Raw genomic sequence first — 17,171 nt, 5'->3', positions numbered from 1 at the left:
TCTCAAATATGCAGCTTAAAAAATTAATATCTTTTTTACAGTTAACTCTCGTCTTTCTAGGCCTGGTAATCTCCTCTTATGGTTACACAAAGACAGAAAGTAGCATTCAAAAAATCGACCGAATTATTGCTGTAGTTGATCAAGATGTTATTACCGAAAAAGAATTACAAGAAAAAATCAATTCAGTGATTAGCAACTTAAAAAATCAGAAGATTGAAATACCTTCTGAAAGCGTTTTAAGAAAACAAGTAATAGAAAGATTAATTGCTAATAGCATTCAGATCCAACTTGCTAATCAAACTGGATTAAAAATTAATGATGCCCAAGTTGATAAAACTATTGAGCGTATTGCGGAAAAAAATAAGCTTAATGTGGTTGATTTTAAAAAAACGTTAGAAAAAGATGGCACTAATTTTTATAAATTCAGAGAAGAAATTAGAAATGAAATCACTATTGCGCAATTAAAAGAACGTGAAGTTGATAGTAAAATTTTAATTACAGATGGTGAGATTGATAATTTCTTAAATGCTCAATCAAAAGAAATTCAAGACGAATTTGATGTCGCCCATATTCTTATTCGGGTTCCTGAAGACGCGTCCCCTGAAAAGCTTGAAAAATTAAAGAATAAAGCTGAGGAGGCCTCTAAACAAATTCAATCGGGTAAGAATTTCACACAAGTTTCTGCAGCATTTTCGGAAACCTCCAATGCGCTTGAAGGCGGCAATCTTGGATGGAAAAAAGCCTCAGATTTGCCAACATTATTTGTGGACGCCCTTAAAAAAATAGAAGTAGGTTCGCTTAGCCCTATTTTAAGAAGTCCTAACGGCTTTCATATCCTTAAATTAATTAACAAAAAAGGATCAAGTGGCCCAGTTGTTGTGGAGCAAACGCATGTAAGGCATATTTTAATTAAGCTTTCTGAAATTACCTCAGAAAATGAGGGGCGTCAAAAATTGATTGGCATTAAAGAGCGATTAGAAAATGGTATAAAGTTTGAGGATATGGCAAAGCAATATTCGGAAGATCCTTCTGCAACCAATGGTGGGGATCTAGGCTGGATTAATCCAGGAGATACTGTGCCTGAATTTGAAAAAACAATGAAGCAACTGAATATAAATCAAATCAGCGATCCCATTAAAACTCCATTTGGATGGCATCTTATTCAAGTTCTTGAAAAAAGATCTCAAGATATGTCTAAAGAATCGGCTCGAATGCAAGCAAGACAGCAAATTAAAATGCGTAAATCTGAAGAAGCCTATCAAGATTGGCTTCAAGAATTAAGAGATCGCTCTTTTGTAGAGCTTCGCTTAGAAGATAACTTTTAATTTCTTATCTTGACTGCTTTTAAGCCACATATCGTCATAAGCTCAGGCGAACCTGCGGGTATTGGTCTTGATCTTTGCGTTCTGCTTAGCACAAAAAAATTTCCAGCATTTATTACAGTGGTTGGCGATAAAAATGCTTTATCTGACAGAGCTGCTCGTCTCAATAAATCGATTACATTTTATGAAAATGTTCCTATAGAACATAAGGGTGATCACTCACTTTCTATTCATCATATTCCTGCTTGCGAAAACATTCAGACAGGATTACTTAATCCTAAGAATAATCAATATGTTCTTGATGTCCTAAACTTTGCATTAGATGGCTGCTTAAATAAATCTTTTGATGCGCTTGTAACAGCTCCTATCCATAAAAGCATTATCAATGAAAGTCAGCCTTTTACAGGCCATACTGAGTACATTGCGGATTACACTCAAGCCAAAAATGAAGTTATGATGCTCGCTTCCAAAACTATGAAAGTCGCACTTGTGACAACACATGTGCCTTTATCACAAGTAAGCCACTTAATTACATCAGAAAAACTTGAACAAACACTAAGAACAATTCATCGTGACCTTATTCATCGTTTTAAAATAAATAAGCCTGCAATTTTTGTCGCAGGCCTTAATCCGCATGCAGGTGAAAATGGCGTTTTAGGTTTAGAAGAAATTAATATTCTTGCGCCTGTTATCAGCAAATTAAAATGCGAAGGCATGTTAATTGAAGGGCCGCTTCCAGCAGATACACTTTTCACAGAAAAATATATCCAAAAAGCTGACTGCTTTTTGGCGATGTACCATGATCAAGGTCTCGCAGTTTTTAAACATGCTAATTTTGGCTTAGGTGTGAACGTTACCCTTGGCCTTCCAATCATTAGAACCTCAGTTGACCATGGAACCGCTATCGATCTAGCTGGAGAAGGAAATATAGACCCAAATAGCTTTTATAGTGCGATTGATTTAGCAATCGATTTAGCTCAAAAATCTCACGCATGAGACATATTCCTAAGAAAAAATTTGGGCAAAATTTTCTCAAAGATGCTTCGATTATTCATTCAATTATTCAATCAATCAACCCTCTTCCAGATGACACTATTATTGAAATAGGTCCTGGCCTTGGAGCGCTTACAAAACCTCTGCTCGAAAAATGTGCTCATTTGTTAGCGATTGAACTTGATCGAGATATTGTAAGTTGGATGGAAAATGAATACCAAAAAAAAAGCATTACCATATTCAATGAGGATGTTCTAAATTTTAACTTTCATCAATTTGATCAAAAAATCAGAATTGTAGGTAATTTACCTTACAACATTTCAACACCCATTCTATTTAAATGCATTGAAAATATTCAAATTGTAAAAGATCTACATTTTATGTTACAAAAAGAAGTTGTGGATCGCATGATCGCCATCCCCTCGTCTTCAGAATATGGGAGGCTATCAGTGATGCTTCAATATTTTTTTTCAATGGAACATTTGGTTCATGTGCCTAAAGAGGCATTCGAACCCGAGCCTAAAGTCGAATCATCTTTCGTGAGGCTTATTCCTTATGAGCAATATCCTTTTATAGCAAATAATATCAATCAGTTTGGAAAGATTGTTAAGGAAGCTTTCTCTCAAAGAAGAAAGACTATTCGCAATACACTTAAATCTTTTATTAACGAAAATGATTTTGAAAAAATAGGTATCAATCATCAGTTAAGAGCCGAAAATTTATCAGTATCAGATTTCGTGAATATTTCAAATTATCTAGATTAATTAATACGGGCTAATAGCCATGTGAAATGAAGATCGGCTGATATAATTAAGACTTAAGGAGAGATACATGAGAATTATTCTACTAGGAGCGCCAGGCGCTGGTAAGGGCACACAAGCCCAGATACTTAAAGACAAATTTAACATCCCCCAAATATCAACTGGCGACATGCTTCGTGCTGCTATTAAAGCAAATACAAAATTAGGGCTTGAAGCCAAGCAATTTATGGATAGTGGCGCACTTGTTCCGGATCAACTAATTATTGAATTAGTTAAAGAGCGTATTCAAGATAGCGATTGCAAACAAGGCTTCTTGTTAGATGGTTTCCCTAGAACTATTCCGCAAGCCGAAGCAATGAAACAGGCTTCGATTATGATAGATATAGTCATTGAAATTGATGTGCCAGATAACGTCATTGTAGAGAGATTAAGCGGAAGAAGGACGCATATTGCTTCAGGTCGTATTTATCATATTCATAATAATCCACCTAAAATTCAAGATCAGGATGACATCACAGGTGAGCCTCTTATTCAGAGAGATGATGATAAAAAAGAAACCATTCTAAAACGTCTTGATGTTTATCATACCCAAACGAAACCACTTGTTAATTATTATTCAAAATGGGCAATGACTGAAAATCAAGAGCTTCGCTATATCAAGATTAACGGTCTCGGTGATGTAAAAGACATTCAAAAAACAATTTTTGATCAAATTAATTAATTAGCATATGCAACTCAACTACCCTTTCAAAGGCATTGAAGAAGAAGTTCAGTCCTATTGGGATAAAGAACATACATTCTCTGTTTCAGAGGACTCTAAAAAACCAAAATATTATTGTCTTTCTATGTTTCCGTATCCGAGCGGAAAACTTCATATGGGACATGTTAGAAATTACACGATCGGTGATGTATTAAGCCGCTTTCATCGCATGCTTGGTTTTAATGTATTGCAACCTATGGGATGGGATGCTTTTGGTTTGCCTGCAGAAAATGCAGCATTACAAAATAAATCTGCTCCTGCTGCTTGGACCTATAGCAATATTGATTACATGAAACATCAGTTGAAACAGCTGGGCCTTGCAATCGATTGGAAAAGAGAAATTGCAACATGTCGGCCAGAGTATTACAAATGGGAGCAATGGTTATTTACTGAACTCTTTAAGAAGAAATTAATATACAAAAAAATTTCTACGGTTAATTGGGATCCCGTCGATCAAACTGTCCTTGCTAATGAACAAGTAATTGACGGAAAAGGATGGCGATCTGGCGCTGTTATTGAGAAAAAAGAAATCCCTCAGTATTTTATGAAAATTACTGATTATGCGGATGAGCTTCTAAGAGATTTAGATGAGCTTGAAGGCTGGCCAGAACAAGTCAAAACCATGCAAAGAAATTGGATTGGTAAAAGTCATGGTTGTGAAATTGAATTTACCATTAAAGATCATACTGATCCCGTTAAAATCTATACCACCAGACCAGACACGCTTATGGGCGTAACTTACTTAGCTATTGCCGCAGAACATCCACTTGCTTCATCGATTAAAAAAAATAATCCTACAATTGAAGCATTCATTAACGAATGCACAAGAGGCAGCGTTGCTGAGGCTGATCTTGCAACTGCAGAGAAAATAGGTATCGACTCTGGATTTCGAGCGATTCACCCAATCACACAAAAAGAAGTGCCAATTTGGATCGCCAATTATGTACTTATGAATTATGGTTCAGGAGCGGTGATGGCAGTTCCTGCTCATGATGAAAGAGATTTTCATTTTGCAAAAAAATACAATCTCAATATTGAACAAGTTATTGAGCCAATTGACGCAAAAAGAACCAACCTTGCTGAAGCTGCTTTTACTGATTATGGGCGGTTAATTAATTCGGGTGAATTTAATGGCTTAGAATTTCAAGAGGCATTTGATGCCATTGTTAATAAATTAAGCTCTCTCCATAAAGGTAAAAAAACAACGCAATTTAGATTGCGTGATTGGGGGATTTCAAGACAGCGTTACTGGGGATGCCCAATACCTATTATTAAATGTTATTCATGTGGCGAAGTACCTGTGCCAGAAAAAGATTTGCCCGTAGTGCTTCCCGAATCTATCGTTATGCATGGTGTTGGCTCGCCTATCAAACAAGATGAATCTTTTTATAAGACAACCTGTCCTTCCTGCGGCAAGCCAGCTGAAAGGGAAACAGATACGATGGATACTTTTGTAGAATCATCTTGGTATTTTGCTCGCTATCCAAGTTATAACAATCAAGATGCCATGGTTGATGAGAGAAGTAATTACTGGATGCCTGTTGATCAATACATCGGGGGAATTGAGCATGCTATCTTGCATTTATTATATGCGCGCTTTTTTAATAAACTTTTAAGAGATCTTGGTCTCATTAAACATTCTGAACCATTTAAAAATCTTTTAACACAAGGTATGGTATTAAAAAATGGCACCAAAATGTCAAAGTCAAAAGGAAATACTGTAGACCCTCAATCTCTCATTGATCAATTCGGCGCTGATACTGCAAGACTTTTTATTATGTTTGCAGCCCCGCCTGAGCAAAGTTTGGAGTGGTCTGATAGTGGGGTTGAGGGCGCCAATCGCTTTCTTAAGAGACTTTGGAAAACTGTTTATGATCATCATGCTAGAGGTAAGATTGCATCTTATAAAGAGGGTGAGCTCACGGCTCAAACAAAAAATTTAAGGTTTGAGCTACATCAAACTATACAAAAAATTACCGACGATATTCAAAGAAGACATAGCTTTAATACAGCCATATCTTCTGTGATGGAACTTATGAATACCTTTGCAAAGATTGAAGGTGAGGATGCTGTTACGCTTTCAGTAAAACAAGAAGTAATACAAAATGTTATTTTATTGCTTAATCCTTTTGTGCCTCATATATGTCATACCTTATGGGGTCATCTTTTTGATACCACGATCGACCATGAGACATGGCCTAAAGCTGACCCTAACGCATTAATTAAAAACGAATATGCAATGGTGATTCAAGTGAACGGAAAACTTAGAGGAAATATGCTAGTATCGGCTGATCTTGAACAAAAAGATATTGAACGCATGGCTCTGCAAAATGAAGATGTTAAGCGATTTATTGATCAAGAAAGTAAAGTTAAAAAAATGATATTTGTACCTAAAAAACTCATTAATATCGTCACAGGATAAATTATGAATTTCATACAGAAAAAACTTATAGCTTTATTAATGCTTCTAATTATTTCAAGTTGTGGATTTCACATGAGGGGTATGACAGAAATATCATTTAAAACAATCAGTCTAGAAGGTAAAGAATTAAGTTTCACAAAAAACCTTAAAAAAGTCTTGAACAGCAATAAAGTAGCTATTGTATCGTCGACAGAAAATCCAGAATTAAGAGTTGAGCTCCTGAGTGAAGAAAGCGAAAAAAGAATTCTTTCTTTAAGCGGCCAGGGTCTTGTTCGAGAATTTGAAATTTTTTACAGGGTTCGTTATCGAGTTAAGACCATCGATAGTGAAATCTGGAGCCAAGAGAACATAATAGAATCGCGCAAGGATTTTACTTATAGCGATTCAAATCTTATTGGTAAAGAAGAGGAAGAAAGACAGCTAAATGAAGCTATGCGTAATGAAGCCATTACAAATCTATTTAATCAAATTCAGCTTATTAAAAAATAATTAATGGTAGCATTTGATTCAGAAGCTCTTAATAAAGAGCTTCAAAAAAATCAGCGATCAAAATTTCTTCTTATAGGAGATGAGGCTCTTTCAAGAAAAGAAGCTTTCGACATCCTACGTCAATTTGCCAAAGAACATTCTTACTTAGAAAAATTGAGTTTCACTATTGACCGCTATTTCAAATGGGATCAATGTGCCTCGTCTCTTTCATCTCAAGGTTTATTTTCTCAAAAGCGCATTATTGAAATCGTTATTCCCTCAGGAAAAATAAATGAAGAAGGTGGCGAATTTTTTTATGAAATTCTGCAAAATTTTTCTCAAGACGACCTTCTTATTGTTCAATTACCTCAAACAGAGAAAGAAACCAAGCAGCAGAAATGGTTTAAAAATCTTGAAAAAATTGCTTACACAATTAGGCTTGACGAAATCAAGCCGGCTGAAATTCCTTCCTGGTTAAAAAAAAGAGCTTTATTATTAGCTATAATCCTTGAGGATGAAAGTATTCAGCTTATTAGTCAGTTTGTTCATGGGAATATGCATGCTGCAGATCAAGAATTAAATAAATTAGCATTGCTTTTTCCAAACCAACCTATTTCGTACGAGAAAGTTTCTCAATCTATCTCCAATGTATCTCGTTATGACGCTTTTGAACTCACTGAATATGTATTAATTGGTGATCAGATGAAAACGTTATCGACACTTAATTTTTTAAAAGAAGAAGGTCAAAACCCAATTAGCATTACAAGCTCACTTTCTTGGGTATTAAAACCCATGCTTGAAATAAAAGAGCTTGATTTTAGAGGTCAATCTTTAGAAAGTCATCTTACAAAATCAAGAATATTTGGAGACAAACTTATATATGTTAAGAAAGCACTTTCTTTTTTTTCGGCTAAGCATTTAAGAGCGGCTATTCAAAAGCTATCCGAAATCGATAAAATATCAAAAGGTGTTTCCCATGGGGATGCTTGGTTAGAGACAGATAGGCTTTGTCTAGGACTTGCAAAAATAGCATCTCGAAGTCGAAAAATTTAATCCTATACAAGTTAATTTCTTAACGCGTATAATTCACACATGACAAATATAAATCAATATCTTAAAAAAATTGGCCTAGAAGGAAAAAAAGCTTCGCGCTTGATGGCTAAAGCATCAACACAACAAAAGAATGATGCATTGACTCATCTCATTCAGCTTTTGAATACAAAAGCAAAAACTATTCTGAAAGCCAATGAGAAGGATGTCCAGGTAGCTAAAAAAAATAAATTAGATCGCGCTTCTATCGACCGCCTTATCATTTCAACTAAAACTATTGATTCGATGATTAAAGGCATACAAGGTATTGTTGATCTTAAGGACCCTATTGGTGAAATTATGCATTTGAATACACGGCCATCAGGTATTCAAGTCGGTCAAATGCGTGTAGCTCTGGGTGTTATAGGTATGATTTATGAATCTCGTCCTAACGTCACCATTGATGCAGCGAGTTTATCTATCAAATCTGGAAATGCCATTATATTAAGAGGTGGTAGCGAAGCTATTCACTCCAATATTGCTTTAAGCAATATTATTCATGAGGCACTTAAAAAAGCCGGTCTTTCAGTTCAGGCTGTTCAGGTGATTGATTCAACCGATAGATCGATAGTTGAAGCTATGATTAAACTTGATAACTACATTGATGTGATCATTCCAAGGGGCGGCAAAAGCTTAACTAAGATGATTAGCGATGAGGCAACTGTGCCTGTCATTAAACACTTAGATGGAAATTGCCACGTCTTTGTAGATAAAAATGCAGATTTAGATAAAGCACTTAAAATTATTGAGAACTCTAAGACTCAAAGATTGGGAACATGCAATACGACCGAATCACTTTTAATATCTAAAGACATTGCGCGAGATTTTTTACCTAAAATTGTGAGAATGCTGCATCAACATAAAGTTGAGGTTCGTGGCTGCAAAGAAACTTTGAAGCTTGTAAAGGGTATTAAAGCAGCAAGTGAAGATGATTTTTATACCGAATACCTTGATGCAATTATTTCATGCAAGATTATCGATGACATTGAGGATGCAATTAATCATATCAATCAATATTCTTCTCATCATACAGATGCTATCGTTACTGAAAACTATGGACACGCTATGCGATTCTTAAAAGAAGTGGATTCAAGTAGCGTTATGGTGAATGCTTCAACTCGTTTTGCTGATGGCTTTGAATATGGCCTAGGTGCTGAAATAGGCATTTCAACAAATAAATTACATGCAAGAGGTCCTGTAGGGCTTGAGGGACTTACTTCGCTAAAATATATCGTATTAGGTAATGGGCATATACGTAAATAAGGAATGTCTTTGAAACTTATTGGTGTATTAGGTGGTGCATTCGATCCAATACACTGTGGCCATATAGAATTAGCTAAAGCCTGGCAAGACTTAGCGTCATTGTCGAAAGTTCTTTTTATTCCATCCGGTTTAGCTCCGCATAAAAATATCGTCATAGACAATAAGCATCGCATAGAAATGCTCAAACTCGCTCTCAATCCGCACACTAATTTTTTCATTGATGATCGTGAAATTAAAAAAAATCAGAGCGACCTAAAGCCCTCTTATACTATTGAAACATTGCAAAGTCTTGCGCTAGAAAAAAAAGAGGAGCAAGCGTTTTGTTTTTTAATGGGAAGTGATGCTTTCCTAAAGCTTGAATCATGGCATTTATGGAATGAGCTTTTTAATTATTGCCACATATTAGTAGTAGAAAGGCGCGAATCCCCTATTTTTGAAGAACAATTAACATCAGCTCTAAAAAAAGAATGGGCTGAAAGACTCACTCAAAATGTTGAGGATCTTCGCACATCTAGTCACGGGCTAATTATGACGAAAACATTTGAGTATATTGATATCTCGTCATCTCAAATTCGAGACACTATTTATTCAAATAAAAATCTTATAAATCTTTTGCCTGCAGGTGTTGCTCACTACATCAATCTTCATAAGCTTTATCATTAAGCTTATTTATATCGATAAATTTTGATGCTTTGTAAGGGTCAAAATCTTTGAAATAAGGGACTTCACCCAAACAAGGCGCCTTAATTTTTTCTTTTAAGAAAGAAAAATTTTCTTCGTAAGCTTCCATGTTTTCATCTACACGATTGGCGACCCAGCCACAGAGTTTTTGCTTTTTATTCAAAATTGATTCAACTGTTAATAAAGTGTGATTGATACACCCTAATTTCATACCCACCACCAGAATAACTGGTATCTCTAAACTCTCGACTAAATCAGCTGTGGTAAAGGTTTCGGTTAAAGGCACTGCATATCCTCCCACCCCCTCAATAAATAAATAATCTATTTTTTTTTCAAAAGATCGTAAATATTTTTCAACTAAATGAATATCAATTTCATTTGACTTAAAACTTATATGAGGTGCGATCGGCCGTTCGAATGAGTAAGGATTAATTTCTTTGATATTTAGATCTACATTACTCACTTCAATAATCTTTTTAACATCATCAGAGATCATATAACCATTTTCCAAATGACACCCTGCAGCAACAGGCTTCATACCGCCTGCTCGAAATCCTTCCTCAATACACTTAACAATTAAGCTGCACGTAACAGCAGTCTTTCCTATATTTGTATCAGTCCCAGTTATAAAAAATGAATGCATTATTGTTTTGGGTAAAACTTGACAATTGAAGATTCATCAAGCAGCTTATTCACTTTCCATGCATGCCCATATACAACTTCGTAACTTGCAGGCAATTTTTCATCAGCTCTATAAACTTCATATAATTTCTCTAATTGATACAAGAAGCCTTTACCTGTCATGCCCTTTGCTCTTCCCTGAAGAGCATTGCGAGCACCGATCTGCTTCAAGTCATACATTATTTCTTTAAATGTACTGTAGGTAAGTGTGTAAACATCTACATCCAAAACCGGATCTGAAAAGCCACATCGTATTAGCGCATCACCAATATCGTGCATATCTATAAATTGATTTACATGTGAGTACTGAGAAAATGATGCGAGTGAGGTTCTTAATTCATGAAGTGTGCTTGGTCCAAATGTACTAAATATAAAAAGTCCATTATGCGTTAATGTTTTTGCTATTTGAGTAAATACCTGATCAAGGTCGTTGCACCATTGAAGAGATAAATTTGACCAAACCATATCGACACTATTTTCTGCTAATGGGATAGCTTCCATGTCCGCGCAAATAAATCGCTGTGTCGTTTTACTTGATAATACCTTTAAGAAATGACCTCTGTTTTTCTCTTCTGCTTTTGTTAGCATGTCATAGGCAAAATCTAAATAAATAAGATCATGAGGTTTATATGCAGCTTTTAATTCAGGTCCAGCATTACCGGGTCCACAGCCTAAGTCAAGAATGCTGTTGGGATTAATTTTAAGTAATTTTAGCCTTAGAAACATTTCTTCTAATACTTGCTTTTGAAGAACAGCAGAATCTTCATATAAAGCAGAAGCTTTATTAAATGAGGCTTGAGCTCTTTTTTTATCAATATAATGCTGAGTCATGATTAAGCTGCTAATAAAAATTGATCGAGATGATCAAAAAACTCATGTGAGTGAGATAAAAAAGGAATATGTGATGCGCCTCGGATTACTTTTAATCGCGCCTTCTTTAAATGACCTTCAAGCCATATAGAAGCTGATTTTGGTGTCAAGCGATCCATGTCGCCCACTATTAAAAGTGTTTTATGGCTAATTTTATCAATGTCATCTCGCAAATCATTATTTAACAAGATATCAAGGCCAAGCTGCAAAGACTTGATTTTGGGTGGATCTGATTTTTCATTTATCTCTTTAAGTTTTTTAATAAGGAATTTGCTGTCTTTTGAATGTATGAGTTGTAGAGTGTAAAAATTTATCATAGTTGATTTATAATCTTTAAAAAGCTTATCAGCAAAATCATTAAAATCTCTAACATCAACGCCACAACTCCAATCTGTCTGGTTAATAAAACAAGGCGTCCCCCCCACCAAAACCATACGATGAATTTTTTGTGGATGTAACAAACTCATTTTTAATGCTATGAGGCTACCTAAAGACCATCCTAAAATATCAAAAGATGATGGTAATTTTTGACTGATCGCTTCAGCTAGGTGATCGAGATCATAAGGGTCGATGCTATCACTTTTACCCATACCGGGGATGTCGACAAGATGAAGTGTGTATTGGTTTGAAAATTTCTTAATGATAGGTTCCCATATACCACTATGCATACCCCATCCATGAATAAGAACAAGATCTTTGCCTTGTCCAATTTTTTTAATGTGCATCAGATTGACTTTCAAAATCTAATATATTTTCTATTAATGTCATCACATCCTTATCTTGATGTAATACTGAAAATGAAATGCGTAAACGAGAAGTGCCATGAGGAACCGTAGGCGGTCTAATAGCAGGGACATATATTCCCTTTTCCATTAACCATTGATTTAATCTTAATGCATTTATTTCACTTCCAACAATAAGTGGCTGAATAGGCGTTAGTGAGTCACCTAAATTCATTTTTTGTAATTTAACCTCAGCTTTAAAATGCGCAATAAGATTATTTAAGTCAGCTCTTATGTGATCTGCCTTCAAAATTTGATTTAAGGATTCTTTCAATCCATGCGCCATAAAAGCTGGGATAGCAGTTGTATAAATATATTGTTTAGATTTTTGAATGAAATATTCGATAAGATTCTTTGAAGATGCTACGACAGCGCCATGAATACCAGCAGCCTTCCCTAACGTTGCCATATAAATAATCCTGGGCGAATAAGGTTCTTTAATTTTTTCTTGGTCATAAAAGTATTGCAGTATACCTTTGCCATTTTTTCCCAATACACCAAAACCATGTGCGTCATCTATATAAAGATAAGCATCGTATATTTCACATAATTGCAATAAGTCTGGAATATTAGCTAAATCGCCATCCATGCTGAAAACAGCATCCGTAACAATAAGCTTTGCTTTTGATTTTGATGCTTGCAGTAACTCTTCTAGATGTTGAAAATCATGATGCCGATATCTTTTATGAATAGCGCGAGAAAGAATAGACGCATCATTTAATGATGCGTGATTTAATTTATCAGAAAAAATAGTATCGTCTTTTCCAACTAATGCTGAGATGATCCCCATATTGGCCATATAGCCTGATGAGAATAAAAGCGCTCTTTCAAAATGAAGCGCTTCACTAAATGCACTTTCAAATGCCTCATGGAATTCATGATGGCCTGAGATAAGATGAGAAGCCCCCATGCCGTTACCTGACAAATGAATACCTTCGATCAGCGCAGCTTGAATAGATTCATTTTGTGAAAGACCTAAATAGTCGTTCGATGAAAAGCTTAAATAATTTTGATGATTAAAAGAAAGGTTAGATCCCAATCTTCCACTTAATAATTTTCTTGTTCTAAAAAGATGATTGTCTTTTAAGGATTGGAGTTCACGATGAATTTGATCTAGCATCACAAGCTTATATAGGATGAATACCTAACTTATTAAATAAGGCTTGATCAACTTTTGCATCCGGATTATCTGTCGTTAATAACTTTTCGCCATAAAAAATTGAATTGGCTCCAGCTAAGAAAGCTAATGATTGTATGCCTTCGTGCATCGACTGTCTTCCTGCAGATAATCTTACATAACTTTTTGGCATCGTAATTCTTGCAACAGCAATCGTTCTCACAAACTCAAAAAGGTCGAGTGGTTCGGTACCATGCAAGGGCGTACCTTCTACTTGTGTCAATAAATTAATCGGCACACTCTCAGGCTGCTTTTCCATATTGGCGAGCTGCGCAATCAGACCTGCGCGCTGAGTTCTGCTCTCGCCCATACCAACTATGCCACCACAACACACATGAAGATCAGCTTCTCGAACACGATCTAATGTGTCAAGTCTGTCTTGATATACGCGTGTTGAAATTACGTCGCCATAAAATTCAGGGGCCGTATCTAAATTATGGTTGTAATAATCAAGCCCCGCTTCTTTTAGCATATTAGCTTGCCCATCCTTTAACATGCCGAGGGTTGCGCAAGTTTCAAGTCCCATTTTTTTAACTTCTTGAATCATTTCCAAGACGGGCTTTAAATCTTTATCCTTTGGACTTCTCCAAGCAGCGCCCATACAAAAGCGACTGGCACCCGCGTCCTTTGCAGCCTTTGCAGCTTTAAGCACCTCATCGATAGGCATCATGGCTTCATTCTCTACATTGGTGTCATAGCGAGCAGATTGAGGGCAATAGCCACAGTCTTCAGAACATCCTCCCGTCTTAATAGATAAGAGCGTGCTTACCTGAACTTTATTGGGATCAAAATTTTCACGATGAATCGTTTGGGCCTTAAACATAAGGTCACTGAAAGGTAGCGCATATAAGGCTTCAATTTCAATAATTGACCAGCGATCTTTTGGGGAATTTTTTGGTTTTTTAGGGGGCTTTCGTTCAAATTGAATGGGTTGCTGACTTATATTAGGCTGAGATTCAATCATGAAAATTCCCTATCTATATGATTTAATTATAAAAATATCATTAAAAACCAATTGTTAAGATATTTTACTATAATTTGTTACAATTGTATAAAAATTAATCAGTTGTTATATTTTATGTTTTCTATTGCCCTTTTTGAACCTGAAATCCCGCCTAATACTGGAAATATAATTAGGCTTTGCGCCAATACGGGCACTCAACTTCATTTAATTGAGCCCTTGGGTTTTAGTTTGGATGACAAGCAGCTTCTTCGGGCAGGACTTGATTATCATGAGTACGCCCCAGTCAAAACATATCCAAATTTTTCAGCATTCGAATCGCTTTACAGTAAAAGTCGCATGTTTGCAGTCACGACTAAAGGCGGAATGCCCTACCATGAGGTTTCATATCAAGAGGGTGATATCTTTTTATTTGGGCCTGAAACCCGAGGCTTACCTGAGTCGATTCGTAGTCAATTTGATCACGATAAAAAAATAAGAATTCCTATGGCGGAAAATAGTAGGAGTTTAAATTTATCGAATGCAGCCGCAATTCTTCTCTACGAAGCTTGGCGACAAAATGGATTTAAAGGCGGGGCTTAGACTTAGTGTGTTTCTGATTTTTGCTCGCGACCCAATAAATCGATCACAGCTTCTTTAGGTGATTTACTAAAACTTAACACTTGATTCACTTCGTGCATAATAGGCATAGAGACATGAAGCGCTTTTGCGCGATTCACAACTTCTTTGGCAGTGTATACACCCTCTGCAACATGGCCCAACCCCTTTAGAACTTCATTAATCGTTTGACCTTTAGCAAGCCTCAAGCCTACCTCACGATTTCTCGAATAGTCTCCAGTGCAGGTCAAAATTAAATCGCCTGCGCCTGTAAGTCCCATGAAAGTGTCTTTTTGGCCGCCCAAACTCATACCGAAACGCGTAATTTCAGCCAAGCCTCGGGTAATTAAAGCGGCTCTCGCGTTATTTCCAAATCCCATGCCATCTGAAATACCTGCAGCAATAGCGATCACATTTTTAAGCGCGCCACCGACAGACACTCCAATCACGTCCTGACTTGTGTAAACGCGCAAGTTATTCCCATGGATAATGGAAGCTAAGCTTTGTGTGAATGCTTCGTCAGTTGCGGCTAAAGTTAATGCGGTAGGTAGAGATCTTACAAGCTCAGCTGCAAAACTCGGGCCTGATAAAGCCCCCCAATGCTGTCCTGTTTTTTTAGGGTCGCCTAGTTCTTCGATAGCAACTTCATGAGGTAATTTTGCGGTCCCTGCTTCCAAGCCTTTATTGGCCCATATGACAGGAGCTTTATGATTTAAGGATTTTATCTCTTTTAGAATAGCTCTAAAACCTGAGGTAGGTACGACCGACAGAATAAGCTCGGCATCGCGAATCGCTTCCTCTAAATTATCTTCAAGCATCAATTGATCGTTAAATGGGAAGTCGCCTAAATAAAGCGGGTTTGATCTTGCTTTACGCATGCCAGATACATGACCTGCATTCCTAGCCCACAAGGTGACTTGATGCTTTTGACTGATTTGCATCGCCAAAGCCGTGCCCCATGCGCCTGCACCTAAGACTGCGATTTTCAATTAATTAAATTCCCCATACTTGAGAGGTTTGAATGTATCCATCAAGATCTTGTTGGTAACGTACTTTAATCCAGCCATTAGTGATAAGAGGATCTGATAGTTCAATGACAACATCTTTTTCGATGGTAGCTATCAGCGCTGATTTAGATTCAGGCTCTTTGTATATATTTGCTTTATCTACCTTCACAATCACCGTCCTTTTGGATTGTAAATTTTTTGATTCAGCCCAGCTTAAAGCACCATAAGGATCCCTTACCTTTAGCCAGTCACCTAAATTCACAATAACTTCTAAAGGGTAGCCTTCGCCCACCAAATAGACTCTTTTGGTAGTTGCTGATGGCGCTTCAAAGAGAATGGTTTTAGGTGATATGACGGATCGAAATTCAGCATACGCGGATTGCGATATAGCGCAGAGAATCCCCACAAAAAAATAACGGAAAAAAAACTTAGTTTTTTGTGTCAACCGCATTACCCGCTGCTTGCTGCTTTTGTTGCATATAGAGCATTTCAAAATTAATTGGATTTAAAAGAACAGGTGCAAAACCTGCCTTAATCACTAAGTCTGAAATAGCTTCGCGTGCGTATGGGAATAAAATATTAGGGCAAGTAATCGCGATAATCATTTCAAGATTTTCTTCTGGAATATTACGCAATGCAAAGATGCCTGCTTGTGTCACCTCAATGAGAAAAGCTGTTTTATCAGCAATTTTAGACGTCACAGTAATTTTTAAAGCAACTTCAAAATAACCATCAGCGAGAGGCTTGCCTGAATTACCTAACTCAATAGCGATTTGAGGCGCCTCACGTTGTGTAAAAATTTCTGGGGAATTAGGTACCTCAACTGAAACATCTTTAAGAAAAAGTTTTTCGATAGCAAAACCAGGTTGCGCACTTCCATTTGCCTGGGGGTCAATTTTGACGTTTTTTTCTGCCTTGGTTGATTTGGGAGCTGCTTTCTTTTTTTCTGCCATGTTATTTTCCAGTCACGCGGCATTAAAACCGCTGTTATTTAATTAAACGAATACAGCATTCTATCTTTTTATCGCCAATATTTAAATAAAATAAGAAGTAATCTTTCTAAGAAATACCAAGAAGTGGATCGAGCTTGCCTTGCAAGTCTAGAGATCTTAAATCATCAAACCCGCCCACATGATAGTCACCAATATAAATTTGAGGCACTGTTCGACGTCCAGTTTTTTCAATCATCTCTTTTAAAATAGCCGAATCTTCGTCTACGCGGATTTTTTCAATCTGCGTAATCCCTTTCTTAGACAAAAGCTTTTCAGCATTTGAGCAATAAGGGCAATAAGCACTGGTATACATCTTGATTGATTTCATAGCGCACTAACGTTAAG

19 protein-coding genes are annotated in these 17,171 nt (G+C 36.5%); 10 read left to right on the top strand and 9 right to left on the bottom strand.

The window, feature by feature from the left end; all coding sequences use genetic code 11:
• The first annotated feature begins 8 nt into the window (after positions 1-8).
• From FIT79_RS01740 to nadD, 9 genes are all read left to right on the top strand, one after another.
• Positions 9-1,325: a peptidylprolyl isomerase gene (locus FIT79_RS01740; RefSeq protein ID WP_139875422.1), complete on the top strand. Its 1,317-nt coding sequence runs from the start codon at positions 9-11 to the stop codon at positions 1,323-1,325.
• A 9-nt stretch (positions 1,326-1,334) separates the two neighbouring features.
• Positions 1,335-2,318 (top strand): 4-hydroxythreonine-4-phosphate dehydrogenase PdxA, encoded by a 984-nt coding sequence (gene pdxA, locus FIT79_RS01735; protein WP_139875421.1) that lies wholly within the window; start codon positions 1,335-1,337, stop codon positions 2,316-2,318.
• A complete protein-coding gene (rsmA, locus tag FIT79_RS01730) occupies positions 2,315-3,079 on the top strand; it encodes a 16S rRNA (adenine(1518)-N(6)/adenine(1519)-N(6))-dimethyltransferase RsmA (RefSeq protein ID WP_139875420.1) in 765 nt (254 codons plus the stop codon). Before pdxA ends, rsmA begins: the two co-directional genes overlap by 4 nt.
• 67 nt (positions 3,080-3,146) lie before the next feature.
• Positions 3,147-3,797 carry an adenylate kinase gene (adk, locus tag FIT79_RS01725; protein ID WP_139875419.1) on the top strand — a complete coding sequence of 217 codons (651 nt, stop codon included), beginning with the start codon at positions 3,147-3,149 and terminating at the stop codon, positions 3,795-3,797.
• A gap of 7 nt (positions 3,798-3,804) precedes the next feature.
• Positions 3,805-6,258 carry a leucine--tRNA ligase gene (gene leuS, locus FIT79_RS01720; protein ID WP_139875418.1) on the top strand — a complete coding sequence of 818 codons (2,454 nt, stop codon included), beginning with the start codon at positions 3,805-3,807 and terminating at the stop codon, positions 6,256-6,258.
• 3 nt (positions 6,259-6,261) lie between these two features.
• On the top strand, positions 6,262-6,747 hold the full coding sequence (locus FIT79_RS01715; RefSeq protein ID WP_139867117.1) for an LPS-assembly lipoprotein LptE: 486 nt from the start codon (positions 6,262-6,264) through the stop codon (positions 6,745-6,747).
• A gap of 3 nt (positions 6,748-6,750) precedes the next feature.
• Positions 6,751-7,779, top strand: coding sequence for a DNA polymerase III subunit delta (gene holA / locus FIT79_RS01710; protein WP_139875417.1), 1,029 nt, complete (start codon positions 6,751-6,753; stop codon positions 7,777-7,779).
• A 39-nt stretch (positions 7,780-7,818) separates the two neighbouring features.
• On the top strand, positions 7,819-9,078 hold the full coding sequence (locus tag FIT79_RS01705) for a glutamate-5-semialdehyde dehydrogenase (RefSeq protein ID WP_139875416.1): 1,260 nt from the start codon (positions 7,819-7,821) through the stop codon (positions 9,076-9,078).
• Between the two features lie 3 nt (positions 9,079-9,081).
• Complete coding sequence (gene nadD, locus FIT79_RS01700; RefSeq protein ID WP_139875415.1) at positions 9,082-9,741, top strand: nicotinate (nicotinamide) nucleotide adenylyltransferase; 660 nt, start codon at positions 9,082-9,084, stop codon at positions 9,739-9,741.
• Here nadD and bioD read toward each other — a convergent pair.
• Genes bioD through bioB form a run of 5 tightly spaced genes read right to left on the bottom strand, consistent with a single transcriptional unit; the run spans position 9,716 to position 14,233 of the window.
• Positions 9,716-10,402, bottom strand: a complete 687-nt coding sequence (gene bioD, locus FIT79_RS01695) for a dethiobiotin synthase (RefSeq protein ID WP_139875414.1) — start codon at positions 10,400-10,402, stop codon at positions 9,716-9,718. The genes nadD and bioD overlap by 26 nt on opposite strands.
• Positions 10,402-11,271, bottom strand: a complete 870-nt coding sequence (bioC, locus tag FIT79_RS01690; protein WP_189644862.1) for a malonyl-ACP O-methyltransferase BioC — start codon at positions 11,269-11,271, stop codon at positions 10,402-10,404. The genes bioD and bioC overlap by 1 nt, the downstream gene beginning before the upstream one ends.
• Before the next feature lie 2 nt (positions 11,272-11,273).
• A complete protein-coding gene (gene bioH, locus FIT79_RS01685; RefSeq protein WP_139875412.1) occupies positions 11,274-12,035 on the bottom strand; it encodes a pimeloyl-ACP methyl ester esterase BioH in 762 nt (253 codons plus the stop codon).
• A complete protein-coding gene (locus FIT79_RS01680) occupies positions 12,025-13,212 on the bottom strand; it encodes an aminotransferase class I/II-fold pyridoxal phosphate-dependent enzyme (RefSeq protein WP_139875411.1) in 1,188 nt (395 codons plus the stop codon). Before FIT79_RS01680 ends, bioH begins: the two co-directional genes overlap by 11 nt.
• Before the next feature lie 7 nt (positions 13,213-13,219).
• Positions 13,220-14,233: a biotin synthase BioB gene (gene bioB, locus FIT79_RS01675; RefSeq protein ID WP_139875410.1), complete on the bottom strand. Its 1,014-nt coding sequence runs from the start codon at positions 14,231-14,233 to the stop codon at positions 13,220-13,222.
• A 114-nt stretch (positions 14,234-14,347) separates the two neighbouring features.
• On the opposite strand from bioB, the gene trmL reads away from it, so the two are divergent.
• On the top strand, positions 14,348-14,812 hold the full coding sequence (gene trmL / locus FIT79_RS01670) for a tRNA (uridine(34)/cytosine(34)/5-carboxymethylaminomethyluridine(34)-2'-O)-methyltransferase TrmL (protein WP_139875409.1): 465 nt from the start codon (positions 14,348-14,350) through the stop codon (positions 14,810-14,812).
• 2 nt (positions 14,813-14,814) lie between these two features.
• Here the strand turns inward: trmL and FIT79_RS01665 are convergent, their stop codons facing one another.
• The 4 genes from FIT79_RS01665 to grxC all read right to left on the bottom strand — a co-directional run bounded on the left by FIT79_RS01665 (position 14,815) and on the right by grxC (position 17,154).
• The gene (locus FIT79_RS01665; protein WP_139867099.1) at positions 14,815-15,816 is read right to left on the bottom strand and encodes an NAD(P)H-dependent glycerol-3-phosphate dehydrogenase; all 1,002 of its coding nucleotides are present in this window, start codon (positions 15,814-15,816) and stop codon (positions 14,815-14,817) included.
• A gap of 4 nt (positions 15,817-15,820) precedes the next feature.
• On the bottom strand, positions 15,821-16,279 hold the full coding sequence (locus tag FIT79_RS01660; protein WP_189446843.1) for an SH3 domain-containing protein: 459 nt from the start codon (positions 16,277-16,279) through the stop codon (positions 15,821-15,823).
• Positions 16,263-16,787, bottom strand: coding sequence for a protein-export chaperone SecB (gene secB / locus FIT79_RS01655; RefSeq protein WP_139867095.1), 525 nt, complete (start codon positions 16,785-16,787; stop codon positions 16,263-16,265). Before secB ends, FIT79_RS01660 begins: the two co-directional genes overlap by 17 nt.
• Positions 16,788-16,893: 106 nt before the next feature.
• Positions 16,894-17,154 (bottom strand): glutaredoxin 3, encoded by a 261-nt coding sequence (gene grxC / locus FIT79_RS01650; protein WP_139867094.1) that lies wholly within the window; start codon positions 17,152-17,154, stop codon positions 16,894-16,896.
• Positions 17,155-17,171: the final 17 nt, after the last annotated feature.

Origin of the sequence: Candidatus Methylopumilus universalis (genome assembly GCF_006365315.1) — a bacterium.
GTDB classification, from domain to species: Bacteria; Pseudomonadota; Gammaproteobacteria; order Burkholderiales; family Methylophilaceae; genus Methylopumilus; species Methylopumilus universalis.
The sequence above is the reverse complement of the archived record's forward strand: the minus strand, read 5'-3'. Positions and strand labels throughout refer to the sequence as shown.